The sequence below is a fragment of the Pseudoalteromonas shioyasakiensis genome (assembly GCF_024518675.1).
Lineage (GTDB): Bacteria > Pseudomonadota > Gammaproteobacteria > Enterobacterales > Alteromonadaceae > Pseudoalteromonas > Pseudoalteromonas shioyasakiensis_B.
In genome coordinates this window covers 37,850-58,303 of sequence record NZ_JANIGL010000010.1, presented here as the reverse complement: position 1 = coordinate 58,303, position 20,454 = coordinate 37,850, and the positions used below count along the sequence as shown (strand labels likewise).

16 protein-coding genes are annotated in these 20,454 nt (G+C 41.3%); 8 read left to right on the top strand and 8 right to left on the bottom strand.

Features of this window, described 5'->3' with window-relative positions:
• Positions 1 to 36: 36 nt before the first annotated feature.
• On the bottom strand, positions 37 to 1,923 hold the full coding sequence (locus NQT69_RS18865) for a transglycosylase SLT domain-containing protein (RefSeq protein ID WP_256829203.1): 1,887 nt from the start codon (positions 1,921 to 1,923) through the stop codon (positions 37 to 39).
• Between the two features lie 210 nt (positions 1,924 to 2,133).
• On the opposite strand from NQT69_RS18865, the gene fadB reads away from it, so the two are divergent.
• The 3 genes from fadB to tusA all read left to right on the top strand — a co-directional run bounded on the left by fadB (position 2,134) and on the right by tusA (position 5,897).
• The gene (fadB, locus tag NQT69_RS18860) at positions 2,134 to 4,293 is read left to right on the top strand and encodes a fatty acid oxidation complex subunit alpha FadB (RefSeq protein ID WP_256829202.1); all 2,160 of its coding nucleotides are present in this window, start codon (positions 2,134 to 2,136) and stop codon (positions 4,291 to 4,293) included.
• A gap of 4 nt (positions 4,294 to 4,297) precedes the next feature.
• The gene (gene fadA / locus NQT69_RS18855; RefSeq protein WP_256829201.1) at positions 4,298 to 5,467 is read left to right on the top strand and encodes an acetyl-CoA C-acyltransferase FadA; all 1,170 of its coding nucleotides are present in this window, start codon (positions 4,298 to 4,300) and stop codon (positions 5,465 to 5,467) included.
• 190 nt (positions 5,468 to 5,657) lie between these two features.
• Positions 5,658 to 5,897 (top strand): sulfurtransferase TusA, encoded by a 240-nt coding sequence (gene tusA / locus NQT69_RS18850; protein ID WP_256829200.1) that lies wholly within the window; start codon positions 5,658 to 5,660, stop codon positions 5,895 to 5,897.
• A gap of 10 nt (positions 5,898 to 5,907) precedes the next feature.
• Here the strand turns inward: tusA and NQT69_RS18845 are convergent, their stop codons facing one another.
• From NQT69_RS18845 to dnaA, 7 genes are all read right to left on the bottom strand, one after another.
• A complete protein-coding gene (locus NQT69_RS18845) occupies positions 5,908 to 6,357 on the bottom strand; it encodes a hypothetical protein (protein ID WP_256829199.1) in 450 nt (149 codons plus the stop codon).
• A 60-nt stretch (positions 6,358 to 6,417) separates the two neighbouring features.
• A complete protein-coding gene (glyS, locus tag NQT69_RS18840; protein ID WP_256829198.1) occupies positions 6,418 to 8,487 on the bottom strand; it encodes a glycine--tRNA ligase subunit beta in 2,070 nt (689 codons plus the stop codon).
• A gap of 2 nt (positions 8,488 to 8,489) precedes the next feature.
• Positions 8,490 to 9,389 carry a glycine--tRNA ligase subunit alpha gene (glyQ, locus tag NQT69_RS18835; protein ID WP_256829197.1) on the bottom strand — a complete coding sequence of 300 codons (900 nt, stop codon included), beginning with the start codon at positions 9,387 to 9,389 and terminating at the stop codon, positions 8,490 to 8,492.
• Between the two features lie 143 nt (positions 9,390 to 9,532).
• Entirely contained in the window at positions 9,533 to 11,959 is a 2,427-nt protein-coding gene (gene gyrB / locus NQT69_RS18830; RefSeq protein WP_256829196.1) for a DNA topoisomerase (ATP-hydrolyzing) subunit B, read from the bottom strand.
• Positions 11,960 to 11,971: 12 nt separating this feature from the next.
• Positions 11,972 to 13,066 (bottom strand): DNA replication/repair protein RecF, encoded by a 1,095-nt coding sequence (gene recF / locus NQT69_RS18825; protein WP_256829195.1) that lies wholly within the window; start codon positions 13,064 to 13,066, stop codon positions 11,972 to 11,974.
• Between the two features lie 6 nt (positions 13,067 to 13,072).
• A complete protein-coding gene (gene dnaN / locus NQT69_RS18820; RefSeq protein WP_256829194.1) occupies positions 13,073 to 14,176 on the bottom strand; it encodes a DNA polymerase III subunit beta in 1,104 nt (367 codons plus the stop codon).
• Positions 14,177 to 14,189: 13 nt separating this feature from the next.
• Positions 14,190 to 15,581: a chromosomal replication initiator protein DnaA gene (dnaA, locus tag NQT69_RS18815; protein WP_256829193.1), complete on the bottom strand. Its 1,392-nt coding sequence runs from the start codon at positions 15,579 to 15,581 to the stop codon at positions 14,190 to 14,192.
• A gap of 507 nt (positions 15,582 to 16,088) precedes the next feature.
• Here dnaA and rpmH point away from each other — a divergent pair.
• The 5 genes from rpmH to mnmE all read left to right on the top strand — a co-directional run bounded on the left by rpmH (position 16,089) and on the right by mnmE (position 20,202).
• Entirely contained in the window at positions 16,089 to 16,223 is a 135-nt protein-coding gene (rpmH, locus tag NQT69_RS18810) for a 50S ribosomal protein L34 (RefSeq protein WP_004335215.1), read from the top strand.
• Between the two features lie 7 nt (positions 16,224 to 16,230).
• Positions 16,231 to 16,656: a ribonuclease P protein component gene (gene rnpA / locus NQT69_RS18805; protein ID WP_016710423.1), complete on the top strand. Its 426-nt coding sequence runs from the start codon at positions 16,231 to 16,233 to the stop codon at positions 16,654 to 16,656.
• A gap of 125 nt (positions 16,657 to 16,781) precedes the next feature.
• Entirely contained in the window at positions 16,782 to 17,057 is a 276-nt protein-coding gene (gene yidD / locus NQT69_RS18800; RefSeq protein ID WP_256829192.1) for a membrane protein insertion efficiency factor YidD, read from the top strand.
• An 8-nt stretch (positions 17,058 to 17,065) separates the two neighbouring features.
• Positions 17,066 to 18,700, top strand: coding sequence for a membrane protein insertase YidC (gene yidC, locus NQT69_RS18795; protein ID WP_256829191.1), 1,635 nt, complete (start codon positions 17,066 to 17,068; stop codon positions 18,698 to 18,700).
• A gap of 137 nt (positions 18,701 to 18,837) precedes the next feature.
• Positions 18,838 to 20,202: a tRNA uridine-5-carboxymethylaminomethyl(34) synthesis GTPase MnmE gene (mnmE, locus tag NQT69_RS18790; protein ID WP_256829190.1), complete on the top strand. Its 1,365-nt coding sequence runs from the start codon at positions 18,838 to 18,840 to the stop codon at positions 20,200 to 20,202.
• Positions 20,203 to 20,454 lie beyond the last annotated feature (252 nt).

Below are 20,454 nucleotides of genomic sequence, written 5' to 3'. Positions count from 1 at the left end.
GCGTTAAAGCTGCTGCTGTGCTGGTATGAATTACAATTAACCGCCCATTTTCATATCAAGAATTGGTGCAAGTATATTACCTTCTCGCCCTAGCCGAGTGTGGTATACCTGGCGATATGCATAAACATTTTTTACATAATTGCGCGTTTCACGGTACGGAATAAGCTCCACCCATAACTCTGCAGGCATAGCCTCTTCAGGTAACCAACGCTTAATACGATGATACCCTGCATTATACGATGCTGTAGCCAGTACTTCGTTGTCATGATTTTTCTTTTTTAAGTACTCTAAATACTGAGTGCCTAAACGAATATTGGTTTTTGGTTGATTGAGTCGCTTACTCGACACAGTGCTTTTATTTACGTATTTTGCAGTACTCGGTAATAGTTGCATTAAACCACGCGCATTAGCATGAGAGCGTGCGTCGGGTGCAAATGAACTTTCGCGACGCGATATCGCGATGCTCCAAGTAACATCTATGCGGTTACGTTTACTATAGCGTTCAAATAAGTCTTGAAATGCAAACGGAAAACGTAGCTCAACATAATCCCACGCTTTAATTTGCGCTAAGGTATAAATAGTGCTGTCGTACCAGTCAAGCTCTGCCGCAAGCTTTGACGCTGCGAGCTTTTCTTGTTCACTGGAGGTACGCGTGAGATAATTCCATTCACGCCTTGCTGAGGTAAAACGCTCTAATTCGTAAAGTGCTTTAGCTCGTTTAAAACCTGGCGCTTGTGCCACTTCAGCTACCAACTCATCACTTACTTGCAAGGGCTGGTTGTTCAATTGTACTGGGATATTTAACCGCGCTGCGGCTAAAAAGCCATAGTAGTCACGCTCTTTTGCTACGGTTTGCCAAATAGCTTCTGCCCGCTCTTGATCACCACGTTGCGCTAAACTGTAAGCCAGCCAATATTGCTGACCAAGGCTAAGGTTTTCTTTGCCTGTGAAAAACGCCACTATACCTGACCAATCTTGGGTTTTTAACATATTACCCAACTGCCATTGCATTAACTTGCGGTCTTGGCGCTCTTTAGGGACTTTGTTTAGCCAGAACCGCGCTTGTTTATGTCCGCTTGATGCTAATGATAACGCGAAGGTGTAATACACATCTGCTTTTTGCTCATCAGAATAAGCAAACATTTTATCAAGTTTTTCCCACGCCTTTAGCGCTAAATCTCTATCACGCCAAACTAACCGCTTCACACCATAATGAGCAATTTCGCTTTCTTTAACTGTTTTATTTTTATAGCGATAAAGCCCAGCAGCGGCACTAGGATCACTGCGTACTTTTTTGTATAAGTCAGCTAAGTACTGTTCATTCTTCGGGAGTAAGGTTTTTAAATACGGGAGTAAATTCCTGTCGCCACCTTGAGCAGCTAAAGTAATACGCTGCCAAACACGATCTTGGTTTAGGTAACCTTTTTTGCTCCATAAACTAAATAACGAGTCGCATTCATTAGGTTGTGACTTACCAACCACCCACAAATCACTCACTTGACTCAAAATTGCTTTTTCTGGCGCGCCTAAATCAAGCTGGTATTGCAAATAAGTACATGTTAATTCGTTATTTGAAGTATCACGATAATTATTAATGTAAGCAGCTTTACGATCATGTTTACGCAAATACTGTAGCCAAGCTTTGCGCACTGGCCATTCAAGTGGTGTGTTTTGATAAACCGTTAAGTAATTTTCGATCTCGGTTTGGTACTTTACATCTGGATGACGTTGCCAATAAGTTTTCTCCACATATGGTTTAAGTGGATGATCCAGATTATTTATAACGTCTTGAAATTCATCATAGTCGCTATGGCGTACTTTTTTTTCAGCGTCTAAAAACGCCTCATGTTTGTCATTGGCCCCGGCAGAAAAAAAAGGGAGAAATAATGCAGCTGCCGTCCAACCTAATAAATGTTTTTTCATGATGACCTTTATAATTAAAAGTACTCAAAAATAAAAATATAAATTCAGCTAAAAACTTCACCTACACCTTAGCACCAAACCAGCTATATTTTAACCAGTAGTAACACAGCATAGTAAATTTTTCGTTGCATTTTTAATTTAAAGCAAGCACACTGATTGAAATGCAAACTCATCGTACCAGTCTTAGTTCACACACTAGGGAGAATAATAATGTTATATAAGAGCGATTCCTTTGAAGTTGCTTTCATCAAGGACAATATCGCCGAGTTCAAATTTTGTGTTGCAGGTTCTGTAAACACTTTGTCTCAGCAAACCTTGAAAGATTGCGCCTCTGCATTAAAAGAATTAGCAGCAAATACAGATATCAAAGGCATGATTTTTACCAGTGATAAAGACCACTTTATTATTGGCGCCGATATTTTTGAATTTTTACCCACATTTACTAAACCAGAAACTGAATTAGTAACGTGGATCAAAGATGCCACTGATGTTTTTGACGCTTTAGAAGATTTACCATTCCCAACGCTAAGCGTGATAAACGGCTTAGCACTTGGCGGCGGCTGTGAGTGGGTACTTGCTACCGATTATCGCGTTGCCAGTACTACGGCTAAAATTGGCCTTCCAGAAGTTAAACTTGGTATTATGCCTGGTTTTGGTGGTACAGTTCGTCTACCACGTATCGTAGGTGCTGATAATGCCATGCTTTGGATCACTTCAGGCACAGAGAACCGTGCTGCTGACGCCCTAAAAGTAGGTGCGGTTGACGCAGTAGTTAGTGCTGACAAACTTCTAGAGTCAAGTATTTCTACGCTTGAGCTTGCAATCTCTGGCAAGCTAGATTGGCAAGCTAAACGTAATGTTAAGTTACAACCGCTTAGATTAAACCGTGTTGAGCAAGGCATGAGCTTTGCCATGGCTGAAGGCATGGTAATGGGTAAAACTAAAGGTCATTACCCAGCACCTGTTATGGCTGTACGCACTATTAAAGCCGCAGCTAACTGTGAACGCGCTGAAGCAATGGCAATCGAAAACGCCAACTTTGCTAAACTAGCTCGCACTCCAGAAGCCGCTGCGCAAACAGGTATTTTCTTAGCAGACCAATACATCAAAGGTAAAGCACGCAAATCGGCTAAAACCAGCGATGTAGAAATCAAGCAAGCCGCGGTATTAGGCGCAGGTATCATGGGTGGTGGTATCGCCTATCAATCTGCGTATAAAGGCACGCCTATCATAATGAAAGACATCCAGCAGGATGCCCTTGATTTAGGTATGGGTGAAGCATCTAAACTATTAGGTGCTAAAGTTAAGCGCGGCCACATGGCAATGGATAAAATGGTTGCCACATTAGGTAAAATTAAGCCAACTCTAAATGATAGCGACTTACAAAGTGCAGATATCATTGTTGAAGCCGTTGTTGAAAACCCTAAAGTTAAGCAAGCTGTGCTATCGCAACTTGAAAAAGATATGCCAGAAGGCACCGTGCTTACATCTAATACCTCAACTATTCGTATTGATGAATTAGCTACAGCGCTAGAAAAGCCTGAAAACTTCTGTGGTATGCACTTCTTTAACCCAGTGCCTAAAATGCCACTTGTTGAAATTATTCGCGGTGAAAAAACCTCAGAGCAAACAATTAATGCAGTTGTTGACTACGCATTAAAACTTGGTAAATCACCGATTGTTGTTAATGATTGCCCTGGCTTCTTTGTTAACCGTGTTTTATTCCCTTACTTTGCAGGCTTTAGCAAGCTCGTTGTTGAAGGCGCTAACTTCGCCAAAGTAGATAAAGTAATGGAAAGCGTATTTGGTTGGCCTATGGGCCCAGCATACTTACTTGATGTTGTGGGTATTGATACCGCATACCATTGTACCGGTGTTATGGCTGACGGCTTCCCTGAGCGTATGTCTCGTCAAGAGAAAGATCCTGTTACTGTATTTGCCAACGAAAAACGTTTTGGTCAAAAGAACAAAGCAGGTTTCTACCAATATGCACCTGACAGACGCGGTCGCTTGAAAAAAGCCCAAGACCCACAAGCTGTTGAATTACTAAGCTCAATCACTGATGCGCCGAAAGAGTTTGATAAACAAGAAATTATCGACCGCTGTATGGTACCTATGATTAACGAAGTACTGCTTTGTTTACAAGAAGGTATTGTTGCTTCGCCACAAGAAGCAGATATGGCACTTATTTACGGTATCGGTTTCCCTCCATTTAGAGGCGGCGCGTTCCGTTACTTAGATCAAACTGGTTTAGCTAACTTTGTGGCAACAGCCGACAAATATGCTCACCTAGGTGCGATTTACCAAGTATCAGAGCAAACTCGCAAATGGGCTGAAGAAGGCCGTGTATTCTATAAGGTGGAAGGATAAGACCATGAATAATCCAGTAATTGTAGATTGTATCCGCACGCCAATGGGCCGCTCTAAAGGCGGTGTATTTAAAAACAAGCGTGCTGAAGACTTAAGCGCCCACTTAATGAAGGGCCTACTTGAACGTAACCCAGCGGTTGATCCTGCATCAATTGATGATATTTATTGGGGTTGTGTACAACAAACTTTAGAGCAAGGCTTTAACGTTGCTCGTAACGCATCATTACTTGCAGGTATTCCACACTCAGTACCTGCAACTACGGTTAACCGCTTATGTGGCTCATCTATGCAAGCATTGCATGATGCGGCCCGTGCAATTATGACTGGCGCTGGCGATACTTACCTTATTGGTGGTGTTGAGCACATGGGTCACGTGCCTATGACTCACGGTAATGACTTTCACCCAGGCTTAGCAACATCAATTGCACAAGCGTCTGGTTCAATGGGTTTAACTGCAGAGTACCTAGCAACGATTCACGGCATTAGCCGTCAGCAGCAAGATGAATTTGCTTACCGTTCACACCAACGTGCACATGCAGCCACTGTTGAAGGCCGCTTCCGCCGCGAAATCCTCGCAATGGAAGGTCACGATGCTGATGGCTCATTAATCTTAGTTGAAGATGACGAAGTAATTCGCCCAGAAACAACCGTAGAAGGCCTATCTCAGCTTCGCCCTGTGTTTAATCCTGCATCGGGTTCAGTAACAGCGGGAACTTCTTCAGCGCTATCTGACGGCGCATCAGCAATGCTAGTAATGAGCGAAGAAAAAGCTAAAGCTCTTGGCCTACCAATTCGTGCGCGAGTAAAAGCGATGGCGGTTGCGGGTTGTGATCCATCAATCATGGGTTACGGCCCAGTACCAGCGAGTAAAAAAGCATTAGCGCAAGCCGGTATCACTATTGATGACATCGACGTTGCTGAGCTTAATGAAGCATTCGCAGCACAATCACTACCCGTTTTAAAAGACCTAGGCCTTGCAGATGTAGTTGACGAAAAAGTGAATCTAAATGGCGGCGCAATCGCCCTTGGTCACCCACTTGGTTGTTCAGGCTCGCGCATTAGCACGTCACTGATCCACCTAATGGAAGACAAAAACGCAAAATATGGTTTAGCAACTATGTGTATTGGTTTAGGCCAAGGCATCGCAACTGTATTTGAACGTGTACAAGACTAATTAGCTTATACACGTAACCAACTCTTGGTGATAAAAAGCCGCATTGATTTATAAATCAATGCGGCTTTTTTATATGCTGTGCTTTGTAGCTTAAAAAGCATAACTGAAGTGACTTTATTTATTGCAGCGAGGTCGTTAAACTAGCAACCTTAAATTAATCGTTAAGCGCCATTAAATATAGGTCACCTCCATGAGTTTTGATAACCCCGATCACCAATTAGACGCCATCGGCCTACGTTGCCCAGAGCCTGTCATGATGATCCGCGGTGCAGTGCGCAAAATGGCAGAAGGCGAAACCTTACTAATCATCGCCGACGACCCCTCAACCACCCGCGACATCCCCAGCTTCTGCACCTTCATGGATCACACCCTACTCGCCAAAGAAGTTGACGCCGTGCCGTATCGGTATTTAGTGAAGAAAGGGCTGTAGCTTACAGCTCTCACTTCTTGGTTATCGTCACTTTCGGTTCATCGTAATTACGATAGTCGATGCTAACGATGTAGCTGCCTTTAATTGCTGGGGTGAAGCTAAAGTAATTATAGATGGTATTACAGTCGGCGGTGGCGGCTTGGCCGAGTATTAATGATTGTCCTGCGGGTGCGGCTTCACTGTAACCACAATTGTAGCCTTCGCTAAAGTCGGCATCGGCAATTTTAAATTCGTATACTTTACCCGGTGTTGAAAACTTCACATTGGCTTGGTAAATCGCGGGGGCAACTTGCTCAAACTGATATTGTGGCTCTGCGTCCCACAAGGTGAAATCACCGCGTAAGTACATGGTTTTGTCTAGCTCTTTACTAGGTAATACATCATCAATACTTGGGAGTTGGACCTGACTCGAACATGCGGTTAATAAGCTAACTACCGCAAGCGTTAAAATACGTTTCATAGGTTAACCTCTTATACAAAAAAGCCAGCATAGCTGCTGGCTTTTTAAGCTAGGCTGAACTTACTTCTGTAGTACAGAAATATCAGCAATATCTAAAAATAAGCTACTTAATTGGCTGAGTAAGGCTAAACGATTTTGCTTAACCGCTTCATCATCTGCCATCACCATGACATTATCAAAGAAGTTATCAACACTTTCGCGGATACCCGCTAATTGCGCTAATGCTTCTTGGTAATCGCCTGCGGCATATAATGGGGCAAGCTCAGTTGCGAACTTAGCAACCTGTGAAGCAAGTACTTTTTCAGCATCATCACTTAGTAAGCTCTCATCGACCTTACCTTGGCTTGTAATGTCATTCTTAGCCAATATGTTACTTACGCGCTTATTCGCTGCTGCAAGTGCTTCTGCGGCGTCTAATGTACGGAAGTGACTTACCGCTTTAACTCGGCGGTCAAAATCAACAGGTTTAGTTGGGCGACGTGCCAGTACCGCTTGAATAACATCGACTTGAATACCTTCATCTTGATACCAAGCGCGGAAGCGACCAAGCATAAACTCAAACACATCTGTCGACACATTTAAGTTAGTTAGCTTTTCAGCAAATAAACTTTGTGATTTAGCAACTAAGTCTAAGATATCTAATGGCAGCTCTTTCTCTACCATGATACGTAACGCACCAATCGCTGCACGACGAAGTGCAAACGGGTCTTTATCGCCTTTTGGTGCTTGGCCAATTCCAAAGATACCCACGAGCGTGTCAAACTTATCTGCGATGGCAACCGCACAACTGATTAAGTTTGTTGGTAAGCTGTCGCCTGCAAAGCGCGGCATATATTGCTCATTTTGTGCAATTGCTACGTCTTCTGCTTCACCGTCATGGCGCGCGTAATGCATGCCCATAACACCTTGAACGTCAGTAAACTCCATCACCATTTCGGTCATTAAGTCTGTTTTACTTAGTAAGCCGGCGCGCTCTGCCAGTGCTTTATCTGCACCTAGTTGCTCAGCAATGTAACCTGCAAGTGCAGCAATACGCTCTGACTTATCTTTCAACGTACCCAGCTGTTTTTGGAATAGTACGCTATCTAGTGACTCTAAGCGGCTTTCTAGTGTTTTCTTTTTGTCTGTTTCAAAGAAGAACTGCGCATCCGCTAAACGTGGGCGCACTACTTTTTCGTTACCCGCAATAACAACACTTGGGTTTTTGCTTTCAATGTTTGAAACAAACAAAAACTTGTTAAGTAGCTTGCCATCTTGATCTAGTAGCGGGAAGTATTTTTGGTCGTCTTTCATGGTGTAGATCAGCGCTTCTGCTGGTACATCTAAAAACGCTTCTTCGAAAGTGGCGGTCAATGTAACTGGCCATTCAACTAAAGAAGTTACTTCTTCCAGTAAATCTTCATCCATAGCAACCACCGCATTAACGGCTTTTGCTGCTGCTTCAATTTGGCTACGAATTTGTGCTTTACGTTCCTCGTAATCGGCAACAACGTGTGCAGATTTAAGCACGTCAAAAACTTCATCAGCATGGTTAATGCTAATTTTTTCTGGATGATGAAAACGGTGCCCTTGAAGCTGGTTACTTATTGCTTTACCTAGCACCTCGCCTTCTATTAGCTTATCGCCAAACAAAATAGTGGCAGTATGTACCGGGCGAATAAATTGTGTTTTATTCGCGCCCCAACGCATTGGTTTTGGGATCGGTAATTTTGCTAGCGCTTTATTTACTACATCATTCAATAAAGCAGTGGTTTCTTTACCTGCCACTTTAGCTATGTGTAATAACCATGCGCCTTTATCTGTTTCAAGTGTTTGTGCTTCACTTACGTCGATTCCACAGCCTCGTGCCCAACCCATAGCCGCTTTAGTTGGATTACCTTCGCTGTCAAATGCAGCTTTGGTTGCAGGGCCACGTTTTTCAACTTCTTTATCTTGTTGCTTAGCTTCAAGCGCTGTGACTTGTAAACCTAAACGACGTGGAGATGCATACCACTTCACACCTTGGTGAGCTAACTCTAAGCTATCAAGTTCAGTTGTTAGATTTTCTGCAAATGCTTCTGCTAATTTGCGCAGCGCTTTTGGTGGCAGCTCTTCTGTGCCAATTTCTACTAATAAGTTTTGTGCTGACATGGTTAATCCTTACAAAGCGGGAAGCCAAGCGCTTCGCGTGCATCATAATAACTTTGTGCACATGCTTTAGATAATGCACGAACACGTAATATATAACGTTGACGTTCTGTCACTGAAATTGCGTGACGCGCATCAAGTAAGTTAAAAGCGTGCGATGCTTTCATTACTTGCTCGTAGGCAGGTAATGGTAAGCCAGCTTCAATTAGCTTTTGGCTCTCGGCTTCACATTTATCAAACTGTGCAAATAAGTCTGCAACGTTTGCGTGTTCAAAGTTATAAGTTGATTGCTCTACTTCGTTTTGATGGAATACATCACCATAGGTAACGCGCCCCATTGGACCATCTGCCCATACCAGATCGTAAATACTATCTACGCCCTGAATATACATAGCTAAGCGCTCAAGGCCATAAGTAATTTCACCAGTGACTGGTGAACACTCTAAGCCACCGACTTGTTGGAAGTAAGTAAACTGTGTTACTTCCATGCCGTTTAACCAAATCTCCCAGCCTAGGCCCCATGCACCTAATGTAGGTGATTCCCAGTTGTCTTCTACGAAGCGCACTTCATCAGTTAACGTATCTATGCCTACAGCTGCTAAAGAGCCTAAGTAAAGCTCTTGGATATTCTCTGGTGATGGCTTTAATACTACTTGAAATTGGTAGTAATGTTGCAAGCGGTTAGGGTTTTCACCATAACGGCCATCTGTAGGACGGCGACACGGTTGTACGTATGCGCTAGACATTGGCTCAGGACCAATAGACTTTAAGAATGTTTGTGGGTGAAATGTACCCGCGCCAACTTCCATATCGAGTGGCTGAATAATGACACAACCTTGCTGTGCCCAGTAATCCTGTAAAGCCAGGATCAAACCTTGAAAGGTTTTAACGTCATATTTTTGCATATTTGGCTTTTAGTATCTGCTGTGATGTAGCGTGAAAATTACCCTCAGTATACCTTGTGCGTAGTCATGTTTTAAGCAGTTTGTGCAATTGCAGCCAATAAAAAAGGAGCCAATTGGCTCCTTTTTTAAATTATTACTCGCAATTAAACATCTAGGTTAACTACGCGTAGTGCATTTGTTTCGATAAACTCACGACGTGGCTCTACTTGGTCACCCATCAATGTTGCAAACAACTGGTCAGCGCCAACGGCATCTTCAATGGTTACTTGCAGCATACGACGAGCATCAGGGTCCATTGTAGTTTCCCACAGTTGATTAGGGTTCATTTCGCCTAGTCCTTTATAGCGTTGGATATAGATCCCGCGTTTAGACTCTGCAATCAACCAATCCAATGCATCCACAAAGTTATCAACAGCTTTTGTTTTTTCACCACGTTGGATATATGCACCTTCAGAGATGATATTTGCAATATTTTTACCTGTTACTGCAATACGTTGGTAATCTCTTGAAGTGATAAAGTCATAATGTAATACATGCGCTTTATCCACACCATGCTGACGAATATTCACAACCGGATAATATAAATTACGCTCAGTATCGTGTTCAGTACCGGCATGGAAAATCGTTGCATCTTCATCACGCTCAATTAAGTCATCAACAAGCTCTTTGGTCCAGGCAATGACTTTTTCTTCATCAGCAAGATGCTCAGCTTTAAGCTCACTTTGGTAAATCAAACGATTCATAACCGTGTTCGGATATTTACGTTTTAAGCGCTCAATTACTTTAACGGTATTTTGGTAATCGTGAACAATACTTTCAAGTGCTTCACCTTCAAGTGCTGATGCATCAGCACTGGTGTAAAGTGCTGCACCATTTAGTGCTAACGATGTTAAGTAATCAACTAATGCTGGATCATCTTTAATGTATCGTTCTTGTTTGCCTTTTTTCACTTTATAAAGTGGCGGCTGAGCAATGTAAATATAGCCACGTTCAACAATTTCTGGCATTTGACGATAGAAGAATGTCAGTAGTAAAGTACGAATATGAGAACCATCCACGTCAGCATCGGTCATGATAATGATGCGGTGATAACGTAATTTCTCAGGGTTATATTCGTCACGACCAATACCACAACCTAATGCGGTGATCAGTGTCGCTACTTCTTGCGAAGATAACATTTTATCAAAACGTGCTTTTTCTACGTTTAAGATTTTACCTTTAAGCGGAAGAATCGCCTGATTCTTACGGTTACGACCCTGCTTGGCTGAACCGCCAGCTGAGTCACCCTCCACTATATATAGTTCAGATTGTGCTGGGTCTTTCTCTTGGCAATCAGCCAGTTTACCTGGTAAACCTGCTAAATCCATTGCGCCTTTTCGGCGAGTCATTTCACGTGCTTTACGTGCAGCTTCACGCGCACGAGCTGCATCAATAATTTTACCAACAACGATTTTTGCGTCCATTGGGTTTTCTAATAAAAACTCAGTGAACTTTTCAGCCATAGCTTGTTCAACCGCAGACTTAACTTCACTCGATACTAGTTTATCTTTGGTTTGCGATGAGAATTTTGGATCAGGAACTTTAACACTAACAACTGCAGTTAAGCCTTCACGAGCATCATCACCCGTCGCATTACTGGTCGTTTTAGCTTTCTTGTTAAAGCCTTCTTTTTCCATATAGTTATTAAGTGTACGCGTTAATGCAGATCTAAAACCAGCTAAGTGCGTACCACCATCACGTTGTGGAATGTTATTTGTGAAACAGTAAATATTTTCTTGGAATGCATCATTCCACTGCATAGATACTTCAACGCTAATACCATCTTCTTCACGTTCGTGAGTAAAATGGAATACCCCTTTGTGAACTGGGTTTTTATTACGATTTAGATATTCAACAAACGCTTGAATACCGCCTTCGTATTTGAAGTGATCAGATTTATTTTCTTCTCGCTCATCCGTTAAGATGATGCTCACACCAGAATTCAAGAATGATAATTCGCGTAAACGTTTAGCTAAAATATCATAATGGAAATCTAAGTTAGTGAAAGTCTCAGCACTTGGCCAAAAACGTAACTCAGTACCTGAGCTATCAGCATCACCAATAACGGCTAATGGCGCATCTGGTACACCCATAGTGTACGTTTGCTCATGGAGCTTGCCTTCTCGGCGAATAGTTAGTTTTAGTTTTTCTGATAGTGCATTTACAACAGAAACACCAACACCGTGTAAGCCACCTGATACTTTATAAGAGTTATCATCAAACTTACCACCGGCATGGAGTACCGTCATGATAACTTCAGCTGCAGATACACCTTCTTCTTCATGGATTGAAGTTGGAATACCACGACCGTTATCTCGAACAGAGACTGAACCGTCTAAATGAATTGTGACAAAGATGTCATCACAGTGGCCAGCTAAGGCTTCATCAATAGAGTTATCAACGACCTCAAACACCATGTGGTGTAAGCCTGTGCCATCATCGGTGTCCCCTATATACATTCCAGGACGCTTTCTTACTGCGTCTAATCCTTTTAGTACTTTAATACTCGACGAATCGTAATTCTCAGACATGGTTAATCCCACTTATCTTGTTATTAGGTTGCCATGTTTCACGTGGAACATTTGTAGTTCTCGTTGCATGGGTTCCACCACAGCAGAAATACTTTCAGACTCAATTGCAGAGATAAAAATTTGAGAGTTACAGTGCGACAATAATTGCCCAACCTTCTCTTTTGTATCTTCTCCAAGTTCTGAAGGTAAATCATCTATTAGCAATATAGATTGCTTTTCAGTCTCTGACTCAATCAAACTATTTTGCGTTACTTTTAACGCATAAAGCAATAGCTTCAATTGACCGCGAGAAAATGTATTTTCAACACTATTCCCAGAGACACTAAAATTAAAATCGGCCTTATGTGGGCCTTTACTTGTAAAACCTTGGCGGCTATCGCGTTCAAAGTTTTGCTCAAGGGCATCGCTTAAAGACTCAGTCTCTTTCCAGCCAGCTTGATAATTTATTTCTAAATCGCTTATAAGCGTTAAGTCTGCACACATTTTATCAAAAAACTGCTGTTTAAACCTACTTATATACGCAATTCTTAAAGTATTTATTTGTTCTGCCAGTCTAACAAATTCTTTATCCCAAAACCTAATTTGGTCAAAATAATTTCTAGGTTTACTTTTCAATAATGCATTTCGTTGCTTGAGTACTTTATTGAATGATTGCCACAAATAAAAGAAGTCTTGTTCCACGTGGAACAATCCCAAATCTAAAAATTTACGACGTTCTTTTGGGCCACCAAAAAATAACGAATAGCTCTCAGGCGTAATAACCTGAACAGGCATGAGTTGTGCGAGATCAGAGACTCTACGGCTAGTTTTCCCTTGGATCTTGAGCTCTGTATCTCCATTTAAGCTTTTGCTGATACCGATAGGTATAGACAAGTTATAAAGCGCTTTACGACCATGAATCGTAAACTTACTTTGCTGGTGCTTAATAATGCTTTTGTGCTTTGGAGTGCGAAATGATTTGCCATGAGAAAGATAATAAATAGCCTCTAAAAGGCTGGTTTTTCCGCTGCCATTTTCACCGTAAATTACATTAATACCGTTTATAGGCTCTAATGTAAGCGCCTCAATATTTCTAAAATCATTGAGGCTTAAATGACTTAAACTCATAGAACCTTATAAGCGCATTGGCATAACAACGTACATGGCTTCTTCGTCACCTGCACCTTCAATTAATGCACTACTATTTGAATCTGCAAGAGTAAATAAAACATCTTCAGTTTTCAGTGTATTTAACACATCAAGCACATAAGAAACGTTAAAACCAATTTCTAAGTCATCGCCTTGGTAATTTACCTCAACCACTTCTTCAGCTTGTTCTTGCTCAGGGTTATTAGCGGTAATTTTTAACAAGCCATTCGATAAATTTAAGCGAACGCCTCTAAACTTTTCGTTTGATAGAATAGATACACGTTGAAACGCACTGCGCAACCATTCACGATTTGCGGTAATAACTTTATCACCACCACGCGGTAATACTCGACGGTAATCAGGAAAACGACCATCAACCAGTTTGCTGGTAAAAGTAAACTCAGTATCAATAATTCGAATATGGTTAGCACCAAATTGAATCGTTACCAGTTCTTCGTCGGCAACCATAAGGCGCATAATTTCTTGCACACCTTTTCGAGGGATAATTAACTGACGCTGGGTATTTAATGATTGCCCAAGTTGTTTCTGTGCAATCGCTAAACGGTGACCATCTGTTGCGACTGTTTTAATATCAGCATTATCAACTTCAAACGACATACCATTTAAGTAATAACGCACGTCTTGGTTAGCCATTGAAAAGTGTGTGCTTTCTAACAGCTTTCGTAATTCTAATCGGGTTAACTGAAACTCAACTTCACCATCCCACTGCTCTAAATTAGGAAAATCTTCAGCTGCAAGTGTTGTTAATGAAAAGCGGCTTTTGCCACTCGTTAACAGCAGTTGATGATCTTGGCTTGATAAAGTTAACTCACAGCCATCGGGTAAACTTTTACAAATATCGAGCAATTTTTTGGCTGGTAAGGTTAGCTTTGTATCTTCAACATCGTCACCAACAAAGACGTTCGCGACTAGCTCAATTTCAAGATCAGTACCTGTCATGGCCAATTGACCATCAACGACCTCTAACAACACGTTAGATAAAATCGGCAAAGTGTGCTTGCGTTCAATCGCACCCGACACTTGCACTAAAGGTTTTAAAAATTGATCTCTTGGTATGGTTATTTGCATAATAAAGTCAGCCTTAAGATGACAATGTTCTTATTAGGTTTTGATAATCTTCTTTCACTTCGTGGCTTTCATCACGTAGTGATTTAACTTTGCGACACGCATGTAATACGGTAGTGTGGTCACGACCACCAAACGCGTCACCAATTTCAGGTAAACTGTGATTAGTGAGCTCTTTTGATAATGCCATAGCAACTTGACGTGGCCTTGCTATAGAGCGACTACGACGTTTAGAAAGTAAATCTGATACGCGAATACGGTAATACTCAGCAACAGTACGCTGAATATTATCAATAGTGACTAGCTTATCTTGCAAAGCAAGTAAGTCACGTAGTGCTTCTTTTACAAAGTCGATTGAAATTGGCCGGCCAGTAAAATTAGCGTTGGCAATAACACGGTTCAGTGCGCCTTCTAACTCACGTACATTTGAACGTAGTTTTTTCGCAATAAAAAACGCCACTTCGTGCGGTAAATTAATTTTACTCTGCTGCGCTTTTTTCATCAAAATAGCAACTCGCGTTTCAAGCTCAGGCGGCTCAATAGCAATGGTTAAACCCCAGCCAAAACGTGATTTAAGGCGGTCTTCAACCCCTTCTATCTCTTTTGGATAACGATCTGAAGTTAAAATAATTTGTTGGTTACCTTCAAGTAATGCATTGAAAGTATGGAAGAATTCTTCTTGCGAACGTTCTTTATTAGCAAAGAATTGAATGTCATCAATCATTAATGCATCTACGCTGCGGTAATAGCGTTTAAATTCTTCTATGGCGTTATTTTGCAGCGCCTTAACCATATCCTGTACAAAACGCTCTGAATGCATATACACGATTTTAGCATCGGGCTTATTCGCCATAATGCCATTACCTACGGCATGTAATAAGTGCGTTTTACCTAAGCCAGTACCACCATATATAAATACAGGGTTAAATGCTGCACCTGGGTTATCTGCAACCTGTGTTGCCGCCGCTTTTGCTAATTGATTTGATTTACCCTCGACAAAACTATCAAAAGTATAATTTTCTTTGATGTTTGATTTGTAACCAGACTTAGGTGCAGGCTCCACGACAGGCTTAACTGCTTTTGGTTGCTGTTTAGCCGCAGGCTGATTTACAGGCGCAGCTGTACTTTCAGCGACCGGTGCTGCCATTTGTGTATTAAGAATTGGTTTACTGCCAACATCAAAGCGTAACTCTGGCGCTTCATCTTTACAGATCTCAACCAATAGTTCATTAATGCGATTTAGGTACTTTTCTCTAACCCAGTCAAGTACAAAGCGGTTAGGCGCATAAATAGTCAGGGTATCTTCGGTACTTTCTGCTTGTAGTGGTCTTACCCACATACTGAACTGCTGCGAAGGCAGTTCATCTTGCAATACATATAAACAACTTTGCCAAACCGACAGATACACAGTTAAACTCCCAAAGATTTAGTTTTTATTCCCGGTCACCTTTAGTGACCAAAAATAATACTTATATTACTATTATTTAGGCAATTTATTAACCCAAGACCGAGTATTATGAAGGTACTTTATCCACAAGTACAAGATTGATTTTTTTGAAAAATATGATCTCGGCAACAAAAAACAGTAACAAGTTGATTTTTAACAAATAATAAATTTAACGCTAATGACTGATCATAACAAAAAAGACACCAGATCGCGATTGAAATATATGATCTAATTTACTTACCCCAAGCTTTTATGCACTTTTTATACAGAGGCTGTGGAAAACTCTATATTAATGATGATCCTACATGATCCCGTAAAAGGATCCTTTATAATTAAAGTGTTTGCGCTGTAATTATGATTGACTTTTGCTGCCTTCCTCTATAATATCTCGCGCTCGCAATGGCACCTGTGCCAGGATCGCGACCTGCATAGGATGTTTTAACCTTTAACCGATCGGATGGAATTGTTATGAAAAGAACTTTTCAACCTAGCGTTTTAAAACGCAAACGTGCTCACGGTTTCCGTGCTCGCATGGCAACTGTAAATGGCCGTAAAGTATTAGCTCGTCGCCGCGCTAAAGGCCGTAAAGTTCTTTCTGCTTAATATATAAGTGGAAGACTTTAACTTTGGCAGGGAGTTACGTCTGTTAACTCCCTCGCATTACTCTCGCATATTTAATGAACCCGCTCGGGCTGCAACTCCTTTCTTTACCTTATTAGCAAAACCTAATGACCAAGCAAAACCTCGCTTAGGCCTTACTGTTGCTAAAAAACGAGTTAAAAAAGCCTGCCAACGTAACCGAATTAAACGTCTTGCTCGCGAAAGTTTTCGTTTAAATCAGCACACCATTGATAATATCGATATTGTGTTAATGGTTAAAAGTGGTATTGATGAACAGTCAAACGAAGAGCTCACTAAACAATTAACGAAATTGTGGCGCAAAATTAATGAACGCTGCAAACCTGGCGCACCTAAGCCTCCACCATTTAAAAAACGCCCTAACAAATCGGCTAAATCCAATAAACAAAGCCAATAGCAATAGAATTATAGGGTTAATTAAGGTATCTTTAGCTCACCTTTTAATCATGCATTTAAAATTCCGCTTTGGGTGTTTAAATTCATGGTATCAACCCACTAAACCGACACAGAGGATAGACCATCATGAGGTTACTTAAACCACTTGTTGCTTTTCCAAAGTTCTGTTTAGTGTTATTAATTCGCGGTTATCAAAAGTGGATTAGCCCACTGTTAGGTCCGCATTGTCGTTTTAATCCCACTTGCTCAAGTTATGCTATTCAAGCAATTAATTTGCACGGATCAGTAAAAGGCAGTTGGTTAGCGCTCAAACGCATATTAAAATGTCACCCTTTACATTCAGGCGGAGACGACCCCGTACCTGAAAAAACAACCCATATTAACCACCAACACGAGAAATAAGAGCTGTTATGGAATCGCAACGCACGTTTTTATTCATCGGTTTGATGCTTGTATCGTTTTTATTGTTCCAAGAATGGAATAACGACTACAACGCACCAAAAGCCGATCCTAGTGCCAACACACAAACACTACAATCTAACTCACTTGATTCGGATGATTATGTACCTTCATCTACAGATGGTGACTTACCAACTGCAGCAACCAGTGCAAAACGTTCAGTAATCGATATTACAACTGACGTATTCACAGTTAAAATTGATACCCGCGGTGGTGATATTGTTGAATCAGACCTACTCCAATACGAAGAAGTAAAAGGTGAAGAAACACCATTTATGCTTTTAGGTGAGTTTGATGGTAATCAATACTTCTCACAAAGTGGCTTAATTGGTTTAAATGGCCCTGATGCATCAGCAAATGGCCGCCCTGTTTATAGCACTGAGCAAAAAAGCTATACAATGAATGGTGATGAGCTTCGTGTTCCTTTAACGTTTACTGATAGTAAAGGTGTTACGTTTACTAAAACCTATGTATTCAAAAAAGGCCAATACGACGTTGCTCTAGAATACACTGTAAACAACACTACTGCTGAGCCAATTCAAGTGCAGCTTTACACGCAAATAAAGCGTACAGTGCAAGAAAAAGGCAGCTTAGTTGACCAAAACTACCTAGGTGCTGCTTACGGCTCTAGCGAAGAGAAATATGAAAAGTACAGCTTTTCAGACATGGCTGATAAAAACCTTAACATTAATACCCAAGGTGGTTATGTTGCCTTTATTCAGCATTACTTTGTTAGTGCTTGGGTACCTGTACAAGAACAACAAAACACCCTTTACAGTTTAATCGCATCAGGTAATGCTGCAATCATAGGTACTAAAGGTGAGCCAGTAAATGTTCAAGCTAACCAACAAACTACAATTGGTGCAACGTACTACATGGGACCGAAAGAGTCTGATACATTAGAAGCGATTCACCCTAACCTAGATTTAACTGTAGATTACGGTTGGTTATGGTTTATCTCACAACCACTATTTGTATTGCTAAAATGGTTGTACGGTATTTTAGGTAACTGGGGTCTGGCGATTATTGCCATTACTATTATTGTTAAGTCATTAATGTACCCGCTGACTAAAGCACAATACACCTCAATGGCGAAGATGCGTGCGCTGCAACCTAAAATGGCTGCACTTAAAGAAAAGTATGGTGATGACCGTCAGAAGTTCGGCCAAGCAACCATGGAAATGTATCGCAAAGAGAAAGTAAACCCAATGGGTGGTTGTTTCCCTATTTTGCTACAAATGCCTATTTTCTTAGCCTTGTTCTATGTATTCTTAGAATCAACAGAATTACGCCATGCAGAGTTCTACCTTTGGTTAACTGACTTATCAGCAATGGACCCATACTACGTATTACCAGTTTTATTTGGTTTAAGTATGTTCATCACGCAAAAGCTACAGCCGATGACAGTGACTGATCCGATGCAACAAAAGATGATGACCTTTATGCCGGTTATCTTCTCTGTGTTCTTCTTATGGTTCCCATCTGGTTTAGTACTTTACTGGTTAGTGTCTAACCTTATTTCAATCGCGCAAATGCTCTATATTTACCGCGGGATGGAAAAGCAAGGAATAAAAGTAAGAGGCTAACTTAGCCATTACTTATACAAAGGCGACTTAGGTCGCCTTTTTTATTGCCTGTTTTTCACCACAGCTATTCGCTACAAATAAATCCATAGGTTACAATACGCACATATCGTTATTCATTTAGTTGGCAAATTATTAGCATGATCAATCAAGATACAATTGCAGCCCAAGCAACCGCGCCAGGACGTGGTGGTGTAGGTATTATTCGCGTTTCAGGTAGCTTAGCAAAAAGTGTTGCAGAGCAAATTATTGGTCGTTGCCCTAAAGTACGCTATGCCGACTATGTGCCGTTTAACAGCCTTGCAGGTAAACAGCTTGATCAAGGTATTGCTATTTTCTTTGCGGGCCCTAACTCATTTACTGGCGAAGATGTACTTGAGTTACAAGGCCACGGCGGCCCAGTAGTGCTAGATATGCTATTAAAAGAAATAAGCCAAATAGACGGCGTACGACTTGCCAAGCCGGGTGAATTTTCAGAACGTGCCTTTATGAACGATAAAATGGATTTAACTCAAGCTGAGGCCATTGCTGATTTAATAAATGCAACCAGTGAACAAGCAGCTAAAAGCGCCTTACAATCACTTCAAGGTGAATTTTCAAAGCATATTGAGACGCTAGTAGAAAAAGTAATTCACCTGCGTATGTATGTTGAAGCGGCCATTGATTTTCCTGATGAAGAAATCGATTTTCTATCCGACGGTAAAGTTGCAGGTGATTTAAACGCAATAATAGAGCAGCTTTACAATGTCACTAATCAAGCCAAGCAAGGCAGCATTATGCGCGAAGGTATGCGTGTTGTTATTGCTGGGCGCCCTAATGCAGGTAAATCAAGCTTACTTAATGCCTTAGCAGGTAGAGAAGCCGCCATTGTAACTGAAATTGCCGGCACAACGCGTGACGTACTGCGAGAACATATTCATATTGATGGTATGCCGCTACATATTATTGACACCGCCGGCCTACGTGAAAGCCCAGACCGAGTCGAACAAATCGGTATTGAGCGTGCCTGGGATGAAATAAACCAAGCTGATCGGGTGCTATTTATGCTCGACGGTACAGACACTACAGACACCGACCCTCACGCTATTTGGCCGGAGTTTATGGCTAAACTACCCGAAGGTATGGGAGTGACTGTGATCCGAAATAAAGCGGATTTATCAGGTGATGAAGTCGGTATGAGTGAAAACCAGCAATATCCGGTGATAAGTTTAAGTGCTAAAAATGCTGACGGTATAGAGTTAGTTCGTACTCACTTAAAGGCCTGTATAGGCTTTGATGGCGCAACGGAAGGTGGTTTTATGGCACGCCGTCGTCATTTAGATGCATTAGACAATGCCGCCCATCATTTGCATACAGGTAAAGACCAATTAGAGATGCACATTGCAGGTGAAATTCTGGCAGAAGAGCTGCGTTTAACACAGCACTACCTCAATGAAATTACCGGCGAATTTACCTCAGATGATTTGCTCGGCAAGATATTTAGCTCGTTTTGTATTGGTAAATAACAATTACCACTAAGTAACTCACCGGCGAGGGCCCAGCCCTCCCTTTCATTAGATCTTTCATATTAAAATAACCTATCTTATTAACAATTCTTCACTAATAAACAGACTTTGCTTCTAGTATATCTAATTTGCATCACATATGATGAAATTAGCTCAATCTGCGCTAATATTAGGTTAAATATCCAAGTTATTTTAAAATAACTTGGATATTTAAATCATATCTTATTGCGACTCTTTACAGGATTAAGGTTT